Origin of the sequence: Luteolibacter sp. SL250, from assembly GCF_026625605.1 — a bacterium.
Taxonomy (GTDB): Bacteria; Verrucomicrobiota; Verrucomicrobiia; order Verrucomicrobiales; family Akkermansiaceae; genus Luteolibacter.
This window is the reverse complement of the sequence record NZ_CP113054.1, coordinates 3,812,952-3,834,170: the sequence shown is the minus strand read 5'-3', so window position 1 is coordinate 3,834,170 and position 21,219 is coordinate 3,812,952. Positions and strand designations below refer to the sequence as shown.

At 66.1% G+C, this 21,219-nt stretch carries 14 protein-coding genes; 11 read left to right on the top strand and 3 right to left on the bottom strand.

Features of this window, described 5'->3' with window-relative positions; genetic code table 11:
• Window positions 1–65 precede the first annotated feature (65 nt).
• Together OVA24_RS16550 and OVA24_RS16545 are read left to right on the top strand one after the other, a co-directional pair.
• Window positions 66–938: a PEP-CTERM sorting domain-containing protein gene (locus OVA24_RS16550; protein ID WP_267671116.1), complete on the top strand. Its 873-nt coding sequence runs from the start codon at window positions 66–68 to the stop codon at window positions 936–938.
• A 379-nt stretch (window positions 939–1,317) separates the two neighbouring features.
• The gene (locus OVA24_RS16545) at window positions 1,318–3,123 is read left to right on the top strand and encodes a TolB-like translocation protein (protein WP_267671114.1); all 1,806 of its coding nucleotides are present in this window, start codon (window positions 1,318–1,320) and stop codon (window positions 3,121–3,123) included.
• 183 nt (window positions 3,124–3,306) lie between these two features.
• Here the strand turns inward: OVA24_RS16545 and OVA24_RS16540 are convergent, their stop codons facing one another.
• Window positions 3,307–4,125, bottom strand: coding sequence for a PEP-CTERM sorting domain-containing protein (locus OVA24_RS16540; protein WP_267671112.1), 819 nt, complete (start codon window positions 4,123–4,125; stop codon window positions 3,307–3,309).
• A gap of 513 nt (window positions 4,126–4,638) precedes the next feature.
• On the opposite strand from OVA24_RS16540, the gene OVA24_RS16535 reads away from it, so the two are divergent.
• From OVA24_RS16535 to OVA24_RS16515, 5 genes are all read left to right on the top strand, one after another.
• Window positions 4,639–5,589 carry a phage capsid protein gene (locus OVA24_RS16535; RefSeq protein WP_267671110.1) on the top strand — a complete coding sequence of 317 codons (951 nt, stop codon included), beginning with the start codon at window positions 4,639–4,641 and terminating at the stop codon, window positions 5,587–5,589.
• A gap of 70 nt (window positions 5,590–5,659) precedes the next feature.
• On the top strand, window positions 5,660–6,148 hold the full coding sequence (locus OVA24_RS16530) for a hypothetical protein (RefSeq protein WP_267671108.1): 489 nt from the start codon (window positions 5,660–5,662) through the stop codon (window positions 6,146–6,148).
• A 153-nt stretch (window positions 6,149–6,301) separates the two neighbouring features.
• Entirely contained in the window at window positions 6,302–6,943 is a 642-nt protein-coding gene (locus OVA24_RS16525; protein ID WP_267671107.1) for a phage connector family protein, read from the top strand.
• A 113-nt stretch (window positions 6,944–7,056) separates the two neighbouring features.
• Complete coding sequence (locus OVA24_RS16520) at window positions 7,057–9,600, top strand: phage tail protein (protein ID WP_267671105.1); 2,544 nt, start codon at window positions 7,057–7,059, stop codon at window positions 9,598–9,600.
• A gap of 104 nt (window positions 9,601–9,704) precedes the next feature.
• The gene (locus OVA24_RS16515) at window positions 9,705–10,154 is read left to right on the top strand and encodes a GNAT family N-acetyltransferase (protein WP_267671104.1); all 450 of its coding nucleotides are present in this window, start codon (window positions 9,705–9,707) and stop codon (window positions 10,152–10,154) included.
• 76 nt (window positions 10,155–10,230) lie between these two features.
• On the opposite strand, the gene OVA24_RS16510 is transcribed toward OVA24_RS16515, so the two are convergent.
• Complete coding sequence (locus OVA24_RS16510) at window positions 10,231–11,055, bottom strand: hypothetical protein (protein WP_267671103.1); 825 nt, start codon at window positions 11,053–11,055, stop codon at window positions 10,231–10,233.
• 210 nt (window positions 11,056–11,265) lie between these two features.
• Between OVA24_RS16510 and OVA24_RS16505 the strand changes: the two genes are divergently transcribed.
• Window positions 11,266–12,063, top strand: a complete 798-nt coding sequence (locus tag OVA24_RS16505; RefSeq protein WP_267671102.1) for a PEP-CTERM sorting domain-containing protein — start codon at window positions 11,266–11,268, stop codon at window positions 12,061–12,063.
• A gap of 490 nt (window positions 12,064–12,553) precedes the next feature.
• Here the strand turns inward: OVA24_RS16505 and OVA24_RS16500 are convergent, their stop codons facing one another.
• On the bottom strand, window positions 12,554–13,357 hold the full coding sequence (locus OVA24_RS16500; RefSeq protein WP_267671101.1) for a lamin tail domain-containing protein: 804 nt from the start codon (window positions 13,355–13,357) through the stop codon (window positions 12,554–12,556).
• A 350-nt stretch (window positions 13,358–13,707) separates the two neighbouring features.
• Here OVA24_RS16500 and OVA24_RS16495 point away from each other — a divergent pair, with 350 nt between their 5' ends.
• The 3 genes from OVA24_RS16495 (at window position 13,708) to OVA24_RS16485 (ending at window position 21,215) form a co-directional block, all read left to right on the top strand.
• Complete coding sequence (locus OVA24_RS16495) at window positions 13,708–14,226, top strand: virion core protein, T7 gp14 family (RefSeq protein WP_267671099.1); 519 nt, start codon at window positions 13,708–13,710, stop codon at window positions 14,224–14,226.
• A gap of 66 nt (window positions 14,227–14,292) precedes the next feature.
• On the top strand, window positions 14,293–16,278 hold the full coding sequence (locus OVA24_RS16490; RefSeq protein WP_267671097.1) for a lysozyme: 1,986 nt from the start codon (window positions 14,293–14,295) through the stop codon (window positions 16,276–16,278).
• Window positions 16,278–21,215, top strand: a complete 4,938-nt coding sequence (locus OVA24_RS16485; RefSeq protein ID WP_267671096.1) for a MuF-C-terminal domain-containing protein — start codon at window positions 16,278–16,280, stop codon at window positions 21,213–21,215. The genes OVA24_RS16490 and OVA24_RS16485 overlap by 1 nt, the downstream gene beginning before the upstream one ends.
• Window positions 21,216–21,219: the final 4 nt, after the last annotated feature.

Below are 21,219 nucleotides of genomic sequence, written 5' to 3'. Positions count from 1 at the left end.
GGGGGCGGGGGTGGCAGGATGGCTTTCCCCCGTCCTTTCCCCCGCAGCGTTTTCCGACTTTGCCCATGAAGCTCCCCATCCTGTTTTCCTCCGTCCTGCTGTGCGTCGCCGCCGGATTCCAGTCCGCACGGGCGGCGATCCTGTTCACGGAGAACTTCACGGACGGTGCGCTGGAAGGCGGCGCGGATAACAGCGGCATCGCCTGGTTCAACCGCAGCGCGAACACGGGGACGACAGTGGTGAATGATGCGGGCGGCATCGGCGCGGGCAACGCGCTGCAGATGGCCATCACCTCCACCGGCGCGCAGGCCAACCGCGGGATCGTGGGAAAGCTGTCGCAGGTGGTCACGCTGGCGGCTCCGGGGGACACGTTGTCGCTGAGCTTTTCATTCCGCCTCATCAGCAAGGGCGGTGCGGCAGCTCCGAATGATTCGGGCTCGACAGCGGGATTCACCTTCGGCTTCTACAACTCCAACGGCACGCCCGTCCCGGATGGCAGCGTGAACAGCGGCGCGTCCGACAACGACTTCGGCTTCCGCGGTGAGTTCGGCTCCGGAACGAGCGCCCGGGTGGCGGTCTTCAAGGAGGCGAATACGAGCGCCGGTGGCACGGGGACCGGAACGGACGGTCTTTCCGTGACGCTGGACACGTCGAACCCGGTGGCGGTGGGGGATTTCCTGCCGCACACGGCGAGCATCACTCTCACCTACAACTCCGCGACGGACATGGGGATCGTGCTGACCTATGATGGCGCGACGGTGGGCAGCGGCACCAGCAGCGTGCCCTACTTCGACTTTGATGAGTTGGTGTTCTCGCAGGGGCCGTCCAACGGCTTCATCCTGGACAATGTGGTGGTCACCTCCAACGTGCCGGAACCGGGCTCCGCGCTGCTGGCCGCCCTCTGCGGCGCCGGCATGCTGGTCCGCCGCAGGCGGTGAGGCGCGGCTGGGAATGGTTCATGGGAAGAAGTGGCGGAGGCCACGTTCGGGGGAGGAGGAGGCGTTGGTGCTGGAAGTATTCCAATGCCATTGAGGATTGGGGTAATTATCATAACAAAGCGGCATTTTTTGAACCGCAGATTAAAGGATTAAGAATGGATTCCGCAGATTCTGATTCTCCGGAGAGTTTGCTTTGACTCTGAGATGGTTCCTGCTTCTTCCTGAATCTGCGGAATCCATTCTTAATCCTTTAATCTGCGCTGGAAAACACGACCTCCTGCCATCGGATCCCAATCCTTAACGGCACGGGGAGGTATTCCGGCTAAGATATAGGGGGGATGGTGCGTTCAAAACCTCATAACACGCCATGAACATCCCCATGATGAAGAAATGCCTGCCAACTGTCGGTCCGCTTTTCCTGGTGTCGCTGCTGACGGCAGTGTCCCATGCGGAAGTGCGCCTGCTGACAGGTGGCTCCGACAATGTGCCGCACAAGATCAACTCGGACGCGCTGGAGATTTCCGCTGACGGGGATCGGGTGATTTTTTCGAGCGGGGTGGCGTCGAGCGGACCTTCCCCGGGATTGACGGAGGGCGGGCTGTATCTGCGCACGCTGTCCGCGGACACGCTGGAGTTCGTGAGCGGGCCGGACTCCAGCGGGGTGATGCTGGCGAGCATGAGCGAGGACGGCCGCTACCTGGCCTGGAGCAGGGACGTTCCTGGCACGGGAGCGGGGAACGGTCAGCACATTTTCTGGCGGGACCGCGTGACGGGGACCACGCGGAGGATCAGCGCGGGGGCGACCGAGAACTGCCACAATCCGGTGATGAGTGCGGATGGCAGGTATGTGGCGTTCATCACCCATGACCGGAACCTGCCGGTGGATGGGGCAAAGCTGCCCGCGGTGGGGCGGATGGCGGTCTATCTGTATGACAGCCAGGCGACGGGCAGCGGGCTGTCGGTGATCTCGCTGAGGGCGGACGGCAGCGCGCTGACGACCGGGGTGGGGGCGAACTCCGCATCGCAATATGAGTATGACTTCAGCAAGGACGGCCGTTACGTGGTGTTCAGCACGGACTCCGCGGGGGTCCACCCGGACACGCCGGCGGGGAGCTTTTTCACGGTGTACCGGCGGTCGCTGGTGGATGGGAGTGTGGTGTTGCTGAGCCGGAATGCGTCCTCCGGGGTGGTGGCGAGCGGGTCATTCGTCACGCCGCGGATCAGCGCGGATGGCGGGAGGGTGGCGTTCGCGGGATCGTTCGTGGCGTTCCTGGGGCCGACGAAGCTGCTGGACGCGGTGCCTGCGCACCTGGGGGCGGAGGTGTATGTGAAGGATGTGGCGGGACCGGTGTGGCGGGCGACGACGCCGGAGACGGGCGGCGCGGGTGGTGCGGCGCAGGATGGCCTGCTGGGCGGGCGGATCGCCATCGACGGGGACGGGGATGTGGTTTCCTACGCCTGCTCCGCGAAGAATCTGGTGCTGGAGAACACGGAGGCACCGGCCACGGAGAACAGCTCGTTCGATGTTTTCCGCGCGGACCTGCCGGCGGGCGGCGGGGCGGCGGTGGTGAGCCTCATTTCAAAGTCGCCCACGCTGGCGGGTAATGTGGACTACACCAGCGGACCGCTGCTGCCTGGCAGCGGGGCGTATGTGGCGTTCAACACGGCCCAGGTGAACCAGATGCTGGGGGCGGGCAGCGCGACCTTCGGGAACAACCATGGCTTCGGCGTGGGGACGCTGCCGGAGGTGGTGCCGCCTGCGGGGGAAACGTACGCGCAGTGGTCGGCGGGACTGCCCGTGGGGGACCGCGACTATGCGGATGAACCGGCGGGCGACGGGATCGACAACCTGTTGAAGTATTTCGTGGGGATGGCCCCGCTGGTGACGGACCACACGCTGCTGCCGGTGAAGGGGATGCTGCGCGGGACGGACCTGGGCATGCCGGGGGACACCGCGGAGTATCTGACGCTGGACGTGCGGGTGCGGAGGGAACTGCCCGCAGGCTTCACCTGGAAGGTGGCGTGCGCGCCCGACCTGGCGGCGCTGCCCGGAAGTACGACGCTGGCCGTACAGGTGGGGAGCCCTGTGCCCGACGGCGACCATGATGTGTATCGTTTCCGCCATTCCACGCCGGTGTCCGGCGCGGCGCGCGGGTTCATGCGGCTGGTGGTGGAAGGTCCGTGACGGGTTGCCTTCACAAAGCGGCAGGGCGGCGACCGCCGGGCGCGCCGTGGATTCTGGCGGAAAGGTGGGTGGTGTCTGATTGCCGGGAAAGCCACCGGGGCCTGCCAACTTACGGTTACGGCGGCCCGGGCCGGGCAGCCCTACCATTTTTTCCGAGGAGGCCCGGGGAGGGTCTGCCGCGAATCAGCGCCGGCGGCGCAGGCCGAAGGCGAGGACGCCCAGGGCGGAGAGTGCGGCGGCGGTGGGTTCCGGCACGGCGACGATCTGGGCGGAGTTGAGGAAGCCGCGCAGCTCACCGGAGCCTCCGTCCGGGACGGTGCCGCCGGTGACGCCCACGTTGAGGGCCTGCCCTTCGGTGAGGTCCACGCGGACGACGGTGTAGTTCTGGCCGGCCACCCATGCGGAGGTCGCGTAGCCGGAGGTGTTGGCGTAGGTGATGACGCCGCTGCTGTAGGCGGCGCCGGTGACGTCGAAGTTCGCGCCGGCAACGCCCGCGCCGGCATAGACGCGCTGGACGTAGTTCTCGTTGTTGTTGGTGTTACGGGACGCGACGTAGATGTCGTAAGTGCCCGCGGCGAGGCCGGTGATCTGGAAGCCGACGAAGCGTGCGTTGCCCGCGCCGGAACCGTTGAAGATGCCGTCCCGTCCGACGGAGGTGCCGGAGTAGATGCCGGAGGTGAGGGCGGTGCCGGTGAGTCCGAGACCGCTGGGGTTGGCGGTGAGGGCGACGGTGGTGCCGGTGGTGCTGTTGGCACCGAGGTTGGCGCGCACGCCGTTGAGGGTGGTGCCGCTGGAGTCGATGAGGTCCGCGGTGGAGTCCGCGGTGATGCCGTTCCACTCGGAGCCGGTGAAGGAGGGGTTGGCGGTGTGGTACGGGCTGTTCAGCTCCGTGGCGCCGTCGGTGACCGCGGTGGGTCCGAAGTCGAGCATGATCGCAGCGCTGGAAAGACCGGCGGTGGCGCCGAGGGCGAAGGGGATCAGGAGGAAGCGGGGGATTTTCATGCGGACGATCCGCAGTCTGGGATTTTTCCCGCGGCGGAGGCAAACAGGAATTTCCAGCAAGGGAGGAGGGGAGGTCGCGGATCTCATGGGAGATGCATTCAGCGGGGTGGAGCTGCGGTGGGTGGAAATGCTCCGGCGCCCGTGGGATGAGGCGTCGGGTTTCCAGGTGACGTTTTCCCAGCCGGAGGTCTCACGACCTTCGCTGCCGGACACGACCTTCGCGACACCTGGAGGTCCGGATTTCCCGTCGTTGCGGGGAAAAAATTGGCCAGGTGTTCAATAGGCGGGGCGGGGGGGACGGGGGCATGCTGTGCGGTGTCCTGAGATGCGAGCGGATAATTTCCCGGTGCCCGGCCTGCGTGGCCGTGACGGGAAACCCGGAGGCGGAACGGACCGCGCCGGGGGCGCGTGTGCCCCAAGGTGATGACCCTCTGACGGCCCGTGTGGCGGTGGGGACAATCGGAACCGGAATGACCAACCGATCCTGACCAAACCACAGAGAGACACATCATCATGATTCCCGATCATTTCACGATCCAGTTCGGCCGGAACTTCACGGCCGCGGTGCAACAGACGCAGTCCCGCTTCCGCAAGGCAGCCGTCGTCGAGACGGGCTGCACGGGCGAGGCGAAGACGCACAACCTGGTGCTGCCCATCCACGACAGCGAAACCACCGGCGAGCGCCTGGCGCAGACGCTGCTGCAGGAGCTGGACACCCAGAAGCGCTGGGTGCGTCCGCAGACCTTCGACCTGGCGACGGGCGAGCCGTTCTGGGACGAGATCATGCTCGCCCCGGCCATCCTGCCCGGCGGCAAGCACCTGGAGGCCCACCTGGGCGCCTACAACCGCCGGGTGGACCGCGTGTTCATCGACGGCCTGTTCGGCACGAACTACATCGGCAAGAACGGCACGACCGCATCGGAGATCCCGGCGGAGAACGTCGTGGGGGTGGCCTTCACCCCGGAGGGTGGCAGCACGGATCCCACCGGCCTGACGGTGGACAAGATCATCCACGCGAAGCGCATCCTGACGAAGAACGAGTCCTACGGTGACGATGCCCGCGCACGCGGCGTCCAACTGTGGGGCGCGATGACTCCGGAGATGGAGGAACGCCTGCTGTTCCTGGCGAACGGGACGACTTCCTCCGCCGCGGCCAACCGCCTGTTCTCCCGCGACTACATGCCGCCGACCCTGGACAAGGACGGGAACATTTCCTTCTTCCTGGGGGTGAACTGGATCCGCTCCACCCAACTGCCGCTGAAGCCGGGCGATGACGAAGTGCAGTACTCCGGCATCTGGACTTCGGACGCGGTGCACCTGGATTTCTGGAAGGAGATCCAGACCTCCGTGGACCGCCGCGCGGACCTGAAGAACGCGGCGCAGTTCTTCAGCCAGTACGGTCTGGGCGCATGCCGCTCCGAGGACAAGAAGGTCGTCATCATCGAGTGCGACGCGGAGGTGTGATCCAGGATTCAAGAATCAAGAATCAAGATCCATAAACACAAAACCATAACCATCCACTTATCGAAAAGATATGGCTATTTACAAATCAGACATCATCACGGCGAAGGACTCACTGGACGTATCCGGCAAGAGCCTGAGCGGGGAAAAGACGGGCGCGCAGGTGCTCTACGCGACGGCGGAGTATGTGTTCCGGGAGAACATCGAAATCACGGATGACATCATCGAGCTGGCGGACATCCCCGCCGGGGCGACGGTGGTGCCGGAGCTTTCGTATGTGAGGAAGTCCTTCGGCTACCGGGATCTGAAGCTGTCCCTGGGAGACAAGGACAGCGCGGCCCGCTTCGGCGCGGTGGGCACCAGCGACACAGGCATCCCCCTGGGACCGAGCTTGTTCGGTTACGGCATCCCTTGCCAGGCGAACTTCGGCCACGGGATGGCAACCGACCTCCCGCGTTACGTGGAGGAGACCCGCGTGCGGGCGACGCTCCAGGGCATCACCGAATACATCCTGCCGGGTGAGAAGCTGAGGTTCGGCATCGCCTACCGGGTGCAGGGCTGACGTGACATGGCGGCGGGTGTCTTTCCGTGAACGGGGGATGCCCGCCGCTTTTTCTTTTCCGGCGCGCGGCACGGCGTGCCTGCGGACACGGAGGCGCGACGATCACCGCCCCAATCTCCAATCTCCAATCCCCATTCCCTTTCCCTTTCCCCCATGCCCCTGAACTCGAAAACGGATGTGTGCAACCTGGCTCTGGCGGAGCTGGGCGCGCGCAGGATTTCCTCCTATGACTCTGACACGACGGTGGAGGCGAACGCGTGCCGCCTGCACCTGGACCACGTGGTGGACACGCTGCTGGAGCGGCACCAGTGGAACTTCGCCACGACGCGGGCGACGCTGGCAAAGCTGGCGCTGCCGGGTGACTCCGAATGGACGGAGACGTGGCAGCTTCCCACGGACTGCGTGCGATTGATCCGCATCACCACCGGGGACACGCAGAACCCGCTGCGGGACTACGCCATCGAGGGCCGCCACCTGCTGACACGCGGCGCGGGGTCCGGGCTGCGGGTGGTGTATGTGGGGAACGCGCGGCCGGTGGGGCAGTGGATCCCGCTGTTCACGGACGCGGTGGTGTACAAGCTGGCGGCCCGCATCTGCGGAGACGTCACGCAGAACCCGGCGCTGGCGGACGCCTGCCTGCAGAAGCTGGAGGCCCTGGCGCTGCCCGCCGCGCAGACGGCGGACGCACGGGAAACGTTGTCGGGGGAGAACTTCGGCCCGCGCCACCTGGCCAGCATGTCCGCGCTGGTGGGGGCACGCTTCCGGGCGGATGGGAGGCCGCCTCATGTTCCATGAGGAGGAGTTTGCTGGTTTTCAGTGTTCAGTTTCCAGGGCTGAAGCGGAGACCGGCGATCCACACGCGCTCTTTCCTGAAAACTGAACACTGAAAACCGACAAACTTTCCTTCCATGATCCAACACCAAACGAACATCGCGCTGAACGGCGGGGAGATCACGCCCTACCTGGCGCACACGGTGAACCTGGCGAATCATGCCTCCTCCGTGGGGCGGATGGAGAACTTCATCCCCATGCCGTTCGGCTCCGTGAGGAAGCGTCCGGGGACGGTGCACCTGCAGAAGCTGGACGGGGAGGCGCGGCTGGAGGCGTTCACGTTTTCCGACGGTGTCTCGTATGTGATGGCGTTCCTGCCGTCCGTGCCTGCGGCGGGGGGACGTCCGCGGCAATACGGGAAGATCATCATCCACCGTGCGGACGCTCCTGCGGGTGCGCCGCCGGAAGAGGTGATCACGGAGGCGACTCTGGCGCAGGCGGTATTCAGGGATCCGTTCCGGCTGCAGTTCTCGCAGGTCAACGACGTGATCGAGATCGTCGATCCGTTCCATCATCCGCGGCGTCTGATGAGCACGGTGTCGCCGGGCGGCGACCTGGTGTGGACGTTGGAAAAGACGCCGTACAAGCAGCCGCCGTTGCTGGATGAAAATGCGGATGAGGACCACACGCTGTCCCTGGCGCCGGCGGCGGGGGTGACGCCGCCCGTGCTGGTGAAGGGCGCGGAGGGCGTGCGGGTGGCCAGCAGCGTGCCGTTCTTCGAGGAGGGGCACGTGGGTGCGGTGTTCCGCATTTCGCGGAAGCGTCCGTCGGAGGACTATGAACGGACGCTGCAGGCGGTGAACGCGGGGAACACGATGGCCACGCCGCTGGAGGCGGACGGCATCGTCTATTTCAGCACGTCCGGCACGTCCGGCAGCGCGTGGACGGGGACGTTCATGGTGAAGCGGTGGAGTGACAAGCTGGCGGCGTGGGAGGAGATCCGGCGCTACACGGCGGCGGGTGACCGCCACGTGCCGGTGACGGAGATCGAGCTGGAGGGGCCGTGCCAGTTGATGCTGGAGTACTCCGGGGCGACGAACACGGCGACGCGCGCGGTGCTGGCGGTGGGTTCCCCGTTCACGCACGGGCTGGTGGAGATCACCGGGGTGTCCGGGCCGTCCATGGCCACGGCGGTGGCGCTCACGCGCGTGCACACGGCGGCCACACCGCACTGGAGCGAGGGCGCGTTCTCGGAGCTGCGCGGCTACCCGCGCGCGGTGGCCATGCACGACCGGCGGCGGGTGTATGGCGGCACGCACCACCGGCCGATGAGCCTGTGGTTTTCAAAGACGGACGCGCTGGATGACTTCCAGGCCGGGACGGAGGCGGACGCGGGCATGTACCGCACGCTGGCGGCCACGCGGCAGAGCCCCATCCTGTGGCTGGCGTCCCAGAGGATGCTCTACGTGGGGACGAACACGGGGGAGTGGGTCATCGGCGGGCGGTCGTCGGACGAGCCGTTGACGCCGGTGAATTTCCTGGCGCGGGAGTACACGCGCATCGGCTCGAACACGGTGCCGGCGCTGCAGGTGCATGACTCGCTGTATTTCGTGGAGCGCCAGGGCATCCGGCTGCGGGAGTTCACCTACTCGCTGGAGCGTGACAGCTTCGGCGCGCTGGACCTGACGCGGCTGGCGGAGCACGTGACGGTGGACGGCATCTCCCAGATGGCGTTCCAGCAGGCGCGGGAGCCGGTGCTGTGGCTGGTGACGGGGCGGGAGGGGAATCTACTGTCTTTCTCGTACAACAGGGGGGAGGAACTGGCCGCCTGGGCGCGGCACACCACGGCGCACGGCAGGTTCCGCTCCGTGGCGGTGGTGAGGAACAACCGGGATGATGATGACGTCTTCGTGGTGGTGGAGCGGCGCACCGTGCCGCTGCCGGATCCGCCGACCGGGATCGCGGACATGGCCGCCCACCCCGGCCCGGACGGCACGTTCCTCTACTACACGCTGGAGCGGCTGTCGCCGTCCCAGCAGGCGGTGATGGAGCGCGCGGACGTGCTCCACATGCACCACACGGACGGCGGCACGGAGAACATCATCGGCGCGCTGCAGGTGCCGGGGCAGTGGATGGAGGAGGATGCGCCGCGCAACCCACCCATCCCGGCGGGCTCCCAGGATCCGCTGCGGGTGGCGGTGCCCGCATGGCTCACCGGGCGGACGCTGCACCTGCTGGTGAACGGCGTCTTCCGCCAGGGGGTGGCCTACCGGCTGCCGTCCAGCACCTCGGTGGTGGTGGACATCCCGTCGCCGCCCGCGGCGGACATCACCCATCTGTCCTACGGCCTGCCCGTCCGCTCCGTGCTGACCACCCTGCCGCTGGATGTGGCCGCGGACAACGGCACCACCCACGCGAGGATGAAGCGCGCGCACGAGCTGAAGCTGAACGTCATGAACTCCTTCGGCGGGTCCTACACCTATGACGGAAAGACGGAGGTCATCCACCACACCACCGCGGCGGACGCCATGGACGCCGCGCCCACCCCGCGCACCGGCTGGATCTCCCACACCCTGCCGCCCGCCCACCTGGAGGACCTCACCTTTTCACTGGTCCATGACGAGCCCTACGCCTTCCTCCTGCGGGCGTCCGTGCTGTCGTGGTCGTTGCATGAGAGGTGAGTTTGCTGGTTTTCAGTTTTCAGTTTTCAGGGAAGACCCGCTGCGGATTCCGGAAGCCCGAAGCTGCTCTTCCCTGAACACTGAAAACTGAAAACCCAACACCGATGATCTCCCTGCGCATGATCGACCTCGCGGACGACGGCCGCATTTCCGCCGCCGACTACCGCGTCATGGAAAAGTGGTGGCGGGTGCGGGCGCGGGAGGCACCGCCGCGGAACATCCTGCCGCGGCTCGGTGTCATCGCTTCCTACGGGCCGGGGGTTCCGGTGGCGGCGGCGTTCGCGTATCTGGATGCCGCGGGGTCCGGCACCGCGTGGCTGGGCTGGATGGTCACCGACCCGTCCGCACCGAAGGCCACCGCGGGCCGCGCCATGATGCGGGCGCTGGAGTTCCTGGAAAAGGAATGCCGCCGCCTGGACTACTGGCTCGGCTGGGCCACGGTGAATGACCCATCCTTCATCCGCTTCCTGGAACGGCGCGGCTACACCCGTACGGATGAGGGTCTGTGCCATCTTTTCAAGGAGCTGCCGGATGATCGAAGAAGTGCCGAGTGATCGGTGATCAGTGATCAGTGATCACTTGGCACTCCCTCGCAGGGGGCAATCACTTGGCACTCCCTCGCAGAGGGCCTCACCTCCTCCTGCGGAAAGCGGCGGCTGCGGTGGCGATGAGGCCGAGCGCGGCGGCGGAAGGTTCCGGGATGGGGGTGATCATGAAGTTGTCGATGGCACTGACGGAGCCGCCGCCGCCGGTGCCGATGCGGATGCCCACCTGGCCCGCGCCGGTGATGGCGTTCACGCTACTATGGGTGTAGTTGATGTCGGAGCCGATCTGCTGGCCGGTCAGGACGTTCCACATGGAGCCGGTGAACCTGACGCCGCCGGAGACATCCTGGATCCCCAGGCGGAAGGTGTAGTCCGTGCTGGACGCCACGTTGGAGGTGGCGGTGAAGTCCGTGCTGGCCAGCAGCGCCGTGCCGATGCCGCCTCCGCCGGAGTCCGGCCCCCAGATGCGCATGTCCGCCTGGCCGCCGTTGGCGGAGCCGTCCTGCAGGCGGAACACCACGTAGTAGCCCGCGGAGCCGGAAGCGTTCCCTTTCACCCAGAAGCCCAGGCTGTTGGCGGCGGAGCCGGTGCTGCTGGAGCGGTAGTCCGCCTGGACGGTGAAGTCCTGGAAGGTGTTCAGCGTGGAGCTGGCCGAGGTGCCGCCCGTGCCCCCGCCGCCGCCGGTGGACGTCGTGTTGTAGATGAAGCGGTGCGCGCTGTTCGTCTCGTCGGACTTCTGGATCCGCCCGTTGCCGCTGTTGCTGTTCCATACCACGCTGTGCGTCTCCTGCGTCCAGAAGTTGTTGTCGAAATCCGCCGCCGTGTCGAACGTGACGGTCACCGCGTGGCTGGCGGCGGCGCTGGCGAGGAAGGGCAGGGCTGCGGTGAGGAACGTGCGCTTGGAGATCATGGTGCGGTGCGGGGCCGTTGCGGCGCGGAAGGGGGTAACCCGGCTTTCCTTGATGGGCAAAGGAAATCCGCCGCCGGCGGGTGGTCCGCGCATCCGCATGTGGATCCGGGGCATGCGGATGATGGCGGGCCGGGAGGGGGCGTTTGGCCAACTTTCCGCAGGGACACCTTCCCTTGACACCCGGGGGAGGGGACGGGAGGTTGCGCCCTGATGAGCACCACCTTCCCACCCCGCACCTTGTTGCTGCTGGCCGCCCTGGCCGGCGGCGCCGCCCTTCCCGCGCAGGCCTCCACCATCCTGTACTCCGGCTTCGGAGACTCCACGGTGGGCGCCACCGCACCGGCGGGCTGGACCCGCGTGGCGAACTCCGGGTCCGCCAGCTCCACCATCACCGCGGACCATCATTTCTCCCAGAACGCACCGTCCAACGGGCAGAACACGCTGTCCCTTTTCAACACCGGCAGCGGCATCAGCCGCGCGGCGGGCGACGGCTTCCGCCTGACGTCCACCTTCAGCGCCACCTCCGGCTCCGCGCAGTATGAAAACACCGCGTTCTTCTTCATGGCCCCGTCGGATGGGGCGAACGCGCCGCGCGTGAACTTCAACATGGGCTACTCCAACACCGGCCTGCTGGAGTTTTCGAACGTGACGACCAACGTCAACGACACCTTCGGCGGCACCGCCTACAACGCGCTGGAACCGCAGAACCCCATCTACACCTTCACCCTCACCGGCATCTTCCAGGCCAACGGCAACCTCAACCTCACCGCGACGCTCGCCAACAGCGTCAACTCCACCGTCCTCACCTCCACCGGCACGCTCAACGCGGCATCCGCCACGGGCACCTACTTCGGCATCCGCACCGCCGCCGGTGGTGAGGGCAGCGGCCACGCCGCCTCCTCCGTCCACCGCAGCTACCTGCTGGAAGCCATCCCGGAGCCATCCTCCGCCATGCTCCTGCTGGGCGGCGCCATGGCCACCCTCGCGCGCAGACGCCGCAGGGGGTGATGGGGGGCGCAATGCGCTCCCTCCCGTCATGGATGACGCTTCATTCCATGGGGGCCGCAGGGCTTCAGGAAGGCAATCCTCCGGATTGCCTCCAAATGACAATCCGGAGGCTTGTCTTCCTTTCCGTCCGGGTGATGGAGGAAGATCCACCGTCCCCTCCGCCTGGGAGGAGGATCCCGTGAGGGTAGCGGATCTCGTGAGAGATCCGGCGGGGTGGATGTCATCTGATGGAATGGCTCCGGTCGCCAAGGGACTTCCCCCCAGCCGAAGGTCTCACGACCTTCGCTACCCATGGAGGGGCGCACGCCATTGCGGCGTCAGGAAGGCAATCCTCCGGATTGCCTCCAAATGACAATCCGGAGGATTGTCTTCCTTTCCCTGCGGGTGACGGGGGAAGATCCGGTCTTTCATGGGTTGGTATCCGGTTCGGCGGGGTGCATGGCTGCCACCTCTCCCAACCGTACCGGCGCAACCGTTCCGCCACAGGCATTCACCCCCGCCTGCGGAGCAGCAGCACGAGCAGGCCCATGGATGACAGGCCGATGACGGCGGGCTCCGGCACCACCGTGTAGCCGCCTGCCAGCGGGCTGCCCCAGTCCGTGCCTTTCTGGAAGGCGTGCGGGTCCGCCGTGCGGTTGTTCTCCTCATACCCCAGCGTACCGGTGCCGTCCGTGCCGTTGCGGTTGATGAGCGCCGCGCCGTCCTGCGGGGGCACCCCGTAGTTGCTGGTCGTGAAATCATCGACCGCCAGCCACGTCGCACGCCGCGCGGAGACGGGGTCCGCGGTGGACAGGTTGTAGCCCAGGCTCCACACCAGCGCGTTGGTGGAGTCCCTCAGGTAGAGTCCGTCACCCGGCGCGCCGTTGTTGAGCTGGAAGCGCCCCTCCGCCGCCGGGTCCGTCCCCGGGACGGTGGACAGCACGCGCGCGTCCGCCACCCCGTCCAGCCACCTGGCGGTGAAGGCCGCGCCGTTCTGCGCGATGATGAGGTAGCCGCCGGACGGGATGCTGGTCCCGCCGGGAAACGTGTACGCCGCGCTGGAGTTGTCCTTCAGCGTCCAGCCGGACACGTCCACGGCCTCCGTGCCGTAGTTGTACACCTCCACCCATTCGTTGAGCAGGTCCGTCCCGCTGGGATCCACCAGGAACTCCGTGATGGCCACGGTGGACGCCGCGGACGCACCCGCCACCGCCAGCGCCAGCGCGGCGAGGCATGCCGGGAAAGCGTGCGGCACGGGAAGGGCGGCGGCCCGTTTCCGGAGGACGTCCGTGCACCGGGGAGTGGTGGATTTCATGGTCGATCGTGGGGTCGGGGAGTTTCCTGCTTCGTGCGGCCGCGCGGAGCGCATGCGCCGGCCCCGCGGAATGGATGCGGGAATGCCCGCCCGCTCCATGCCGCCGTTGTGACTCTATTGGCACAGGTCCGCCGCCACGCCCGCATGGCGGCCCCGGACCCTTGTGGGAGCAGGGAAAAAATTGGCCAACTGTTCAATCCACCCCCCGTCCCGCATGGGGGGATGATGCGGTCTTCCAATGGATGAAAAAGGGGCCGCGCCCGCCACCGTGGCGGCCGGCCCACCCCCCGCGCGCCCATCCATGGACCGGGGAGGGGACCACCACCACCACACCACCACCACACACCACCATGGGCACCGCCGTTCTCGCACTGGCCTCGCTGGCCACCACCGCCGTCTCCACCGGCATCTCCTTCTACGGACAGAAGCAACAGGCGAAGAGCCAGAAATACGCCGCCGAATACAACGCCAAGGTCGCGGAAAACGAGGCCCGCAACGTCCAGCTCGAAGCTGCGGAAAGCCAGAAGCGCATGCGCCGCAACGCCCGCCACCAGCAGGCGGACCTCCGCAACCAACTGGCCGCCGGCGGCACGCTGACCACTACTGGAACCGCCGTAGACCTGCTCGCGGACCACGCCGCGGACATGGACCTCACCATCCGCGACGCCGCACGCGCCTCCAGCATCGAGGCGGATTCATTTTACTCCCAGGCGGACATGACCCGCTGGGAAGGAAAGCAGCTCCAGCGCGCCTCGAGGATCTCCTCCTACAGCTCCCTCTTCTCCGGCGTCTCCAGCATCGCGGGCAGCTACCATGGATTCCGTTATAAAGGCACCCTCGGCCCGAAGCGCTCCACCGCGGGCGTCTGAGGCATCCGTCAGCAGTCAGCAGTCATGGATTCTTCACCCCAATAACCAATAACCCTTCCTCCCCCCATGCCCATCCGCATCGAAGACGTCCCCAACTTCCGCCCCACCCGTCTGAACCAGGCCACGATGGATCCGCGTGTTGCGGGTGCGTCCGGCGCCGCACTGCAGGGACTGGCAAAGGACATCGCCTCCGTGTCGCAGCCGTTCGCCGACATCGCGAACCGCATCCAGGACCATGTGAATGACAAGATGGAAGGCAGTGTGACGGGGAGGTGGCGGGCGGAGGTAGCGGCGCTGGAGGAGGAACTGCGGAATGACCCGAACCCGGCGAACCGGCAGAAAAAGACAGCCGCGCTTGTGGAAAGGATGAGTAAATCACTGGACTCAGCGGATCTCGCGCCGGTGGTGAAGGACCGCCTGAGCGGGAGTTTCCAGCGATATGCCACGGATCTGACGATCCATGCGGCGGCGGAAACGGCACGGATGGTGCAGCGGCAGTCGGCGGATGTATTCCAGACGGACTGGACGGAGGCCGTCCGCACCGGCAAGCGGGAGGATGCCGCCAGGGCGATCGAAAGGCGGAAGCACTACGGGCTTCTGACGGCGGATGCGGAGAAGAGGCTGTGGTCGGAGTTCGACCGCACACAGTCCTTCAACCAGGTGGCCGGGCTGATCCGGAACGATCCGCTGGCGGCGCGGGACAAGCTGAAGCAGCAGGAGTTCGCGGAGAGTTTTCCGGGCCTCGGTGAAGAAGACCGGCGGAAGATGCTGGAACTGGCGGAGGACGGGGTGCTGAGGAAACAGCGCGACACCATCAACAAGATCGGCAGCGAGATCCAGAGGAAGGAAATCACCACTGCAGCGGAACTGGATGACCGGCTGGAGGACAGCCCGGAGGTGGAGCCGGTATTACGGGATGAGCTGCACTTCCACCTCATGCAGAGCACCCCGCTGGACGTGGACACCCGCCGCTCCGTGGCGGAGGGGCTGGGATACCTGCAGGACGCGCTGGCGCGCGGGGAGATCTCCATGGAGGACTACGGCCGTGCCCATGAATCCTACGGGCAGGTGATCTATTCCTTCGGCGCACGGGGGGGCTCCGCACCGCTGCGGGAGCTGCTGGATGAGGCGGACCCGGTGCGGTGGAACGGCAGGAAATCCGGCGGAAAGGCGGATGCGGCGGGGCCGGGGCATGAGCGCGCGCTGGACCGGATCGCGAATGATTTCCAGAACAAGGGTGCCTTCGGAAAGATCACTGCGGACGAGGAAAGGGACCTCCCGCCGGAGGCGCTGGCGGACAAGCTCCTGAAGATCGAGCGGACGCGGGGTTTCTTCACCACGGAGATGCAGGGGTGGATGGCGGACCATCCGGACGCGGACCATGACGCCTTCAACAAGCAGGCGAAGGAGGCCTACCTGAAGGCCGTGGCGGCGGGGATCCTGCCGCAGTCATTGCTCCCCTCCGGGAAGGGCACATCCTCCAACGCGACCGTTCCACCCGGGACGGAGGACGGGACCGGCGCAGGACTGCTGGAGATGGTGAAACGCTTCGAGGGCGGCGGGGAGAGCGGCGGCTTCCACGCGAAGGCCTACTGGGACCACAAGCAATGGTCCATCGGCTACGGGACGAAATCGCGGCAGGGCGAAGTGATCGGGGAGGCGGAGGCCGCGCGCCGCCTGTCCGCGGAGCTGTCCACCCACCGCGGGCGGGTGGTGAAGTATGCGGCGGCCGCTGGGCTGGAGCTGGAGCCCCACCAGGTGGATGCGCTCACTTCCTTCGACTACAACACGGGCCGCATCGCCCAACTGCTGGCCGGTGGCAGGAGGAGCAAGGAGGAGGTGGCGGGGGCTATGCTGCTCTACCAGTACGCCGGGGGCAGGCCGTTGAAAGGGCTGCTGCGCCGGCGCATGGCGGAGAGTGAGGTGTTCCGCCGTGGCTATGGGGATGTTCCGGCCATGGCGGATGCCGCCGCGCTCCCAGCCGTCTCCCCGCCGGTGAACGCCACGGCTTCCGCACCGGAGAAAACCCCTTCCAACACCCCCACCGTCTGATGAACGTCCAGGAGCTTCCCCTTTCCCTCCCCTCCACCACCGGCACTCCATTCCCGGCTCCACGCGGCCCACGCCTCAGGAATGAGGGGGCGCTGTATGCGCCGGAGGATCTCACGGCACCGCCGCAGCCCCCGCCTCTCCTGTCCCCGGAGGAGGAAGCCAGGGCGCGCGGGGAACGGACGTATAACCAGGTCACGGACTGGAATGACATGCTCTCCGGGGAAGACGGATTCCGGAAGGTGGCGGAGCGGCGGGGATTCCTCCGCGACTACCTGGATGCCGCTGGAGGTGCCGCCGGCGGGGAGGAGCTGCGGGGCAGGCTCACGCGGAATGTTTTCATCCAGGATCTGACGGGGGCCTCCCCGGAGCAACTGGTGGGAGGCGTGCCACAGCTCCAGCTCGCCGGGGTGATGGGGCTGCCGGACGGGGATGACGCCACCTTCGACGCGAAGATGAAGGAACTGGTGGGGCGGGAGATGAACTACCGCCGGAACTGGGAAAAGGTCTATCAGATCGGCAACCGGGCGGCCCTGCGCGGGACCCCGTGGGCGGATGCGAAGAAGGAGGCGGAAGCGCTGGCGGGCACGGACTGGAAGCTGTTCCAACCGCTCTTCGACAAAGGCTTCACGGATGTGTATTCCCAATTCTCCCAGGAGGATCTGGAACTCATCGACCACGGGTGGAGGACCGTCTCCATGCTCGACTGGCGGGAATATCAGGAAGAGCCGGATCCGGAGACGTTCAACAAGGCATTCGAACGCTATGGGAGGATGACCCAGGCGGAGCGGATGAAAATTCTGGGCAGTATCCAGCTCCGTGCGGCATCCGAAGGGGAGGATCTGGCAAAACTGCCGGAACGCTTCGGTCAGGCGATGTTGTACCGCGGCACCGCCCTCATCACCCGGTTGAACAGCGCGCAGGGCAGGGAGGCCGCGGACGGACTGCTGGAGCTGGCCCATTCATCGGGAAAGGTGCTGCTGAACACACCGGTGATCACGGAGAAATATCTGCGCGACAACGGAGGTTCCATCACCACGGAAGATGCTTCCGACGTAGGCAGGCTGGAGCTCTCCGCTGACGTGCATGAGTTCTCGACCGCGGAGCAGTTGCGCTCCGGCGTGCGCGTCACGGGCACGAAATACCGGAATCTGGGAGAGGACGAGAAGGAGGCCATCACCCGCTACGCATACTGGCTCCGGGGCATCTCGGCATTCATGCTGGGCATCCAGCACCACAACATCCAGGCGGCCCGCTTCCGCGACAATGAGTTCACGGGCAACCGCGGGATATTCCTGGACCTGCTGGTGGCCGCAGGTGAGTCCATCCCCGCCATGGGAGCCACCGCCATCCCTTACGGAGTGGGCCTGCCGCTGACGCTCACCTCCTACGCGGAGGATGAGCTGTACCGCCTGCAGGCTGAAAACCCGGCGGCGGACCCGGAGGTGCTGGAACGCGCCGCCTATGCCAACGGCGCGCTGAAGGTGGGGCTGGACCGGCTGGAGTTGGGCATCCTCCGCGCGCGCATGCCACGGTTCAGCGCCTTTGCCATGAACCGCGGGAAACTCATCGGCGTGCCGATGGTGGCGGGCGGGCGGCTGTTGGCGAACGGGACGTTCCAGACGGTGCAGGAGGTGGCGCAGGACGCCATGGACCCGCTGGTGCAGGCGGCCACCGCCGCCATCGCGGAGGACGTGCAGATGCCGGACCTGGGCAAGTGGATGGAACGGGAAAAGGAAGCGGTGGGAGAGATCGCCGGGGTTTCCTTCCTCCTCAGCTTCGCGGGGGCGGCGGGCACCACGGCGGTGGACTACATCCAGGCACCCGCGTTGCGCGCGTCCCTCATGGATGCCAGCGGGCTGCGGCTGGCGGGCATACCGGAGGTGGAGGCCGCGCGCATCTCCGCCATGGCGGAAAGCCATCCCGCCGCCGCCGCGCAACTGCTGCACGCCACCATGCGGGACACCCCCGCCGCCGCCCGCAGGGAGATCTCCCGGGCGGAGGCGGAGCGGCTGGAACTCGGCTGGCTGAACGCGGGCATGCGGGAGGCCGGACTGCCGGAGATCCTGCGGGACGGGGAGGGCGGCGTCTTCGTCCGCTACCATGATGACGCCACCGCGGACCGCGCCTTCCCCACCCTGGAGGACGCCGCGCGGGAGGTGGACAGCCACCTGCAGGGCCGGGACGTGGACCTCACCCGGCTCAACCGCCAGCTTTTCGACCTGCTTTCCCGCTCCTATGGATCGCTGGGGGACCTGGAGCTGGACGGCACCGTGAAACCGGGCCGCATCTCCCTGGCGGACATCGTCTCCCGGGACCCCGCCATGCTGGAGACCGCACGCCAGCGCGCCCGCATCCACTTCCGCCAGGCGGAGGCGGACATGGGGCTGGCGCATGCCACGGACGGGACCATCGACTCCCACCTCGCCTCGTTGTTCGTGCTCGGTTCCTCGCGCAATGAATTCGCCGGTGGCGTCACCCGCATCGTCGCGGAGATCGCGGGGAACGCCAGCCCGCTCACCGTGCTGGAGGAAAGCATCGAGGGCGTGGGCAAATACCTCATGGACCGCCGCGGCGTGTCACGCGGCAAGATGCTGCGGTGGATCCGCGAGACGGAGGCGGGCACCCGCACGCACATCCTCGCCCGGGACTTCGACACGCTGGATGAGGCGCGGCAATACCAGGAACTCATCGAGGGTTGGAGCCGCATCGGCGTGGCGCACGCCACCGGGCGCATGCGGGACAGCCAGCTCGCCGGGCCGCTGCGGAGCTTCTTCCGCGCGCTGAGGGAAGTGCTGGGCCAGGTGCTGCGCCTGGCCGCCGCCATGCGCCACCACGCCGCCTCCGGAAAGATGGACGCGGAGATGCGCCACTGGCTGGACGTGGCGGCGGGGTTCACGCCGGAGGTGGACCCTGCCGGTCATCCCGGCGGAAAGAATGGCGGACCTGTTGGAATGGACGCGGCACCGGTGCTCGATCCTGCCTCCTCTGCAGTCCCGTCGTTCGCCCTGTCCCCGGAGTCCGCGACCGCGAAGAAATTCCGCAGCGATGTCGATGCCATTCTCGGGGGAAGTTATGATAACGGTCGTCCCGTCACCATGGGGGCCACACCGGCGGTCTTGCGCGCCGTGGGAGCGAATCCCCTGTTGCTGGTGATGCCAGCGTCCGTGGTGACGAAAGCAACCGGAGGCAAGCATGACCTGTCGCCCGAGCAGCTCAAGGAGGTGGTCACGCAGATCCATGATCCGCTTTTCGTTTTCGAGTCAGAAACCGTCCCGGATGCTCTGACCGTGATCCTCGACCTCAAGCACAAGGGGGAGAATCTGCTGGTCGCGGTTCATCTGGACAAGAAGATGGATCGCTTCCCGGTCAACTCCATCGCATCCGTCTATGCGAAGTCCAATCCCGCCGCCATCGCCCAATGGATGAAGGATGGAACGCTGCGTTACATCCATTCACAAAGAGGCCGCGAATGGTTCCAGTCCAGAGGGCTCCAATTGCCCAAAGAGGGTTCCACACGCGGCAACCCGAATCTTATCACGGAAGCGGACATCGTCAAGGGAGGAGGTGGAGGGCAAACCTCCTTTTCGCTCGGCCCTGCGCCCTCGCTCATCCGCCCGCTTGACCCTTCCACCCATACCGATCAGAATGAACACCATGAAAGACTACGAGAACCCCTTCAAATCCTCGAAGCCCTCGGAGCAGAAACGCAAGGTCACGGCCAAGGAGGCCTACGAACAAATGCAGGCAAGCGCCGGAAACATGGGCGAGAAGTCGCCTCTGGTCCAAGGCTGGCCATATGGGCGCAAGAAAACGGAAGGAACCTAATCCCGGAGCCGTTCGGCTCCGCCGTGGACCTGATCCCAACTGGCGGAGGAGAACACAAGGTTCTCTATGACGAGGAAAGCCAGCGTGTCATCAAGCTGACCAAGCCCGGCTTGTTCGGGGTGCAGGCGGAGGATGCCATCGCCTACCTGGAGCGCTGGGCGCTGCACAACCGGGCCTTCGGTGACGACGTCGCTTTCGAAGGACTGGTCACCCTACCCGGAGAACACGCGCCCCGCGCTGTAATCTCCCAACGCTATGCGGAGGGCCGCGATGCCACCATGGAGGAGCAGGCGGATTTCCTCAACGGCAAGGGCTTTCACGAACAACCGGACGGACGCTGGATCCACCCCATCCGTGGCATCACGGTGTGGGACACCGTCACGCCAGGCAATGTCATCGCCACGGCGGACGGCATGCGCGTCATCGACCTGCAGGTGGCACCCACCCCGTCGAAGGAACTCGCGGAGGTCCGCCAGTTCACCGGCATCGGCAGGGAGACTTCGTTTTCGATTGGAAATGATCCAAACCAACCCCATGATCAACAACATGACCAAGAAGGCAGAATGGTTTCCGGAAACGGAGCGGAACAGGATATTCCTGGAGGAAGCGAAGCGGAGAGCCGCCGAAGAATCCGCGAAACTCTCGCCCGAAGAGAAAGAGGCGAGGGCGAGGGAGATCTTGGAGACGGCGCTGAAAGCGTTGTCATCGCCATCGACGACGACGAAGTCCTGAAGGACATCAGACGATCAGGTGTCATTTGCTTCAATTCCGACGGCGACTTCACCAATGACCGGAGCTTTGATGCAGCGGAGGAGAAGGCCCTCATCATCAACGCGCTGGGCGGGATGAAAACCCGTGTGATTTCCTTGGAAGGACGGATGCTTTTCATCCAGGAGCGCGGCACACCGATCACAGAGACGGAGTATCTATCCGTTGAACTTCCATTCGGCATCGAACCCACCCGCCACGGAACTTACAAGATCCGGATTGATGGGGATGAGTATCTCATCGCGGATCTGAAGCCCGAGAATTTCGTGAAGGACCCGCAAGGCAACATCCGCCTGATCGACCTCATCACCGGCAAGGTTGCGAAGGGATCAACTCCGAAGTAGCGCA

Bases quoted from the DNA above. Each gene is read 5' to 3' on its own strand.
- OVA24_RS16550 (WP_267671116.1), top strand. From the start codon at position 66: ATGAAGCTCCCCATCCTGTTTTCCTCCGTCCTGCTGTGCGTCGCCGCC.
- OVA24_RS16545 (WP_267671114.1), top strand. From the start codon at position 1,318: ATGATGAAGAAATGCCTGCCAACTGTCGGTCCGCTTTTCCTGGTGTCG.
- OVA24_RS16540 (WP_267671112.1), bottom strand. From the start codon at position 4,125: ATGAAAATCCCCCGCTTCCTCCTGATCCCCTTCGCCCTCGGCGCCACC.
- OVA24_RS16535 (WP_267671110.1), top strand. From the start codon at position 4,639: ATGATTCCCGATCATTTCACGATCCAGTTCGGCCGGAACTTCACGGCC.
- OVA24_RS16530 (WP_267671108.1), top strand. From the start codon at position 5,660: ATGGCTATTTACAAATCAGACATCATCACGGCGAAGGACTCACTGGAC.
- OVA24_RS16525 (WP_267671107.1), top strand. From the start codon at position 6,302: ATGCCCCTGAACTCGAAAACGGATGTGTGCAACCTGGCTCTGGCGGAG.
- OVA24_RS16520 (WP_267671105.1), top strand. From the start codon at position 7,057: ATGATCCAACACCAAACGAACATCGCGCTGAACGGCGGGGAGATCACG.
- OVA24_RS16515 (WP_267671104.1), top strand. From the start codon at position 9,705: ATGATCTCCCTGCGCATGATCGACCTCGCGGACGACGGCCGCATTTCC.
- OVA24_RS16510 (WP_267671103.1), bottom strand. From the start codon at position 11,055: ATGATCTCCAAGCGCACGTTCCTCACCGCAGCCCTGCCCTTCCTCGCC.
- OVA24_RS16505 (WP_267671102.1), top strand. From the start codon at position 11,266: ATGAGCACCACCTTCCCACCCCGCACCTTGTTGCTGCTGGCCGCCCTG.
- OVA24_RS16500 (WP_267671101.1), bottom strand. From the start codon at position 13,357: ATGAAATCCACCACTCCCCGGTGCACGGACGTCCTCCGGAAACGGGCC.
- OVA24_RS16495 (WP_267671099.1), top strand. From the start codon at position 13,708: ATGGGCACCGCCGTTCTCGCACTGGCCTCGCTGGCCACCACCGCCGTC.
- OVA24_RS16490 (WP_267671097.1), top strand. From the start codon at position 14,293: ATGCCCATCCGCATCGAAGACGTCCCCAACTTCCGCCCCACCCGTCTG.
- OVA24_RS16485 (WP_267671096.1), top strand. From the start codon at position 16,278: ATGAACGTCCAGGAGCTTCCCCTTTCCCTCCCCTCCACCACCGGCACT.